This window comes from Paenisporosarcina sp. P4_E4_2 (assembly GCF_056401595.1).
Genome location: NZ_JBFUJC010000396.1, coordinates 1 through 2,653 on the forward strand (window position 1 = coordinate 1; position 2,653 = coordinate 2,653).

2 protein-coding genes and 1 pseudogene are annotated in these 2,653 nt (G+C 39.2%); all 3 read left to right on the forward strand.

All coding sequences use genetic code 11. The features are described from left to right. A pseudogene (locus tag AC1DSB_RS17675) lies at positions 1 to 231 on the forward strand (tRNA uracil 4-sulfurtransferase ThiI); the annotation flags it as partial. 131 nt (positions 232 to 362) lie between these two features. Further along, positions 363 to 566, forward strand: a complete 204-nt coding sequence (locus tag AC1DSB_RS17680) for an alpha/beta-type small acid-soluble spore protein (RefSeq protein WP_016426640.1) — start codon at positions 363 to 365, stop codon at positions 564 to 566. 254 nt (positions 567 to 820) lie between these two features. Continuing rightward, positions 821 to 2,392: an acyl-CoA synthetase MbcS gene (mbcS, locus tag AC1DSB_RS17685; RefSeq protein ID WP_477532869.1), complete on the forward strand. Its 1,572-nt coding sequence runs from the start codon at positions 821 to 823 to the stop codon at positions 2,390 to 2,392. Positions 2,393 to 2,653 lie beyond the last annotated feature (261 nt).

Below are 2,653 nucleotides of genomic sequence, written 5' to 3' on the forward strand. Positions count from 1 at the left end.
ATTATTGAGATTGCCCAACAAATCGATACTTATGAAGTCTCGATCAGACCATATGAAGATTGCTGTACAATTTTCACTCCTGCAAGCCCAAAAACAAAACCAAAGCTTGAAAAAGTGGAGTATTATGAAAGCTTCAAAACATTCGATGATATGATAACTGAAGYAGTCAGTGAACGTGAAATAATGATGTTCCCTAAAAAGAAACAAGATAAATTCTCCGATCTATTATAAAAATTCAACGCTTGGTTTATATACGCACAGCTGTTTTTGAACAAAGATAATCCCATATATTACTACTTCTTGTGAATGCATGAATTTGTCCATCCGGCACATTCTATATTCAACAAGGAGGTGACACAGACATGGCAAATCAAAGTTCAAATCAACTAGTCGTTCCAGGTGTTAAACAAGCTTTAGACCAAATGAAATATGAAATTGCACAAGAGTTCGGTGTACAGCTTGGACCAGATGCTACAGCGCGTGCTAACGGTTCCGTTGGCGGAGAAATTACTAAGCGTTTAGTGCAAATGGCAGAGCAACAATTAAACGGCGGTTACCAAAAATAATTTATAATAAACGAACCGGTAGCGAAAGCTGCCGGTTTTTTTGTGTTATGAAGAGCGATAAGATTTCGCTCAGTCTGAGTTTTTGGTCGTGACGACTGAAAAAATGGGACTCCACGACTGAACAGAAAACAAAGGGATAATATAATAGTCATCACAAACTAATTAATTGACGGAATAAAAAGTTCTTTTTGAAAAATCAGTATTTTGTAGCTATAATAAAGAGGGATGAATCACTTAACAAAGGGGGAACTAAATTGAATCGTGAACATTTATTGGCACCGTCAACGTATAATTTGGTCCAGGAATTCGAAAAATATGCAACAGATGAAAATCGTTTAGCCTTGATTTGGAAAAGTGAAAAGGACGAGACGAAAAAAATTACATACAAAGAATTGATGCAACTGGCAAATCAGGCAGCAAATGTTTTTACAAATAGTGGATTGAGACATGGTGATGTTGTTTTGGTCATGGTACCAAGATTAATAGAAGCTTATGTCACTTACATAGGTGCTTTAAAAGCTGGACTGGTCGTTATTCCAAGCTCGGAAATGCTGCGAGCAAAAGATATTGATTACCGTTTAGTTCATAGTGAAGCGAAAGCGATTGTGGCATATGAACCATTCATCAGCCAATTTGATCAAGTTGAAAAATTGGATGGACTGACTCAATTCGTTATTGGAGAAGGCAAAGGAAAATGGGTTTCATTGTCTGAAGAACTTACCAAAGCTTCTACTGAATTTACTGGAGCAGACACAAAAAACACGGACATCGCATTTTTGTCATACACGAGTGGAACGACAGGCAATCCTAAAGGTGTAGTCCATACTCATGGTTGGGCATACGCGCATTTACGTACATCAGCTGAACATTGGTTAGGCATTCATGAAGGTGATGTTGTATGGGCAACTGCAAGCCCAGGTTGGCAAAAATGGATTTGGAGTCCATTCGTTGCAACTCTCGGAAGTGGGGCGACCGGTTTTGTCTATCACGGTAAATTTGATCCGAAAACGTATTTATCTCTGCTCGAGGAATACCAAGTAAACGTTCTTTGTTGTACACCAACCGAGTATCGGATAATGGCGAAAGTAGAGGGATTATCAGCGTATAATCTTACTTCACTGCATAGCGCAGTGTCTGCTGGAGAACCGTTAAACCGTGAAGTTATCGATACATTCAAGCGGGAATTCGGTTTGGAAGTGCGTGACGGATATGGACAGACCGAGAATACATTGTTGGTAGGAACAATGAAGGGCATGGAAGCACGTCCAGGATCAATGGGTAAACCTACGCCTGGCAACCAAGTGGACATCATTAATGAATTCGGCGAAGTTTGTGCACCAGGAGAAGTTGGTGAYATTGCCGTTCATACCGATACACCTGCTTTATTTAAGTCATACCTAAAAGACCCGGAACGAACAAAAATGCAATTTAGAGGAACTTACTATATTACCGGAGATAAGGCTTCAAAAGATGAGGACGGGTACTTCTGGTTTGAAGGCCGTGGTGATGATATTATCATTAGTTCTGGATACACAATAGGACCGTTCGAAGTAGAAGACGCTTTGGTCAAACATCCAATGGTTAAAGAATGTGCTGTAGTGGGCAGTCCGGATGAAATTCGTGGGCATATCGTCAAAGCATATGTTGTATTGGTTGATTCAGCGGTGGCATCACCAGAGATTGTAAAAGAACTACAGGATCATGTGAAAACTTTAACAGCACCGTACAAATATCCTCGTGATATAACGTTTATCGATGAGCTGCCAAAAACAGCTTCTGGTAAAATACGAAGAATTGAACTAAGAAATCAGGAAATTTCTAAATAAAAACTCAAAAAACTATTCTTATAGCCTTTGATAAAAAGGTTTATAAGAATAGTTTTTTGTCGTTTACTTTCTCTCAAAAGGATTCTATAATGAGATATATTTCGAGAGTCAAACTAATGAGGTGAAGCTATGTTAGAAAATGAACGTCAAGGTGTTATTTGGGCAATCGGTGCGTATCTTGTTTGGGGAGTTCTCCCAATCTATTGGAAGTGGCTACATCATGTTCCGAGTGATGAAATCATAACAAGCCGAGTCCTATGG

Excerpts from the sequence above, each read along its gene's own strand:
- AC1DSB_RS17680 (WP_016426640.1), top strand. The coding sequence starts at position 363 with ATGGCAAATCAAAGTTCAAATCAACTAGTCGTTCCAGGTGTTAAACAA.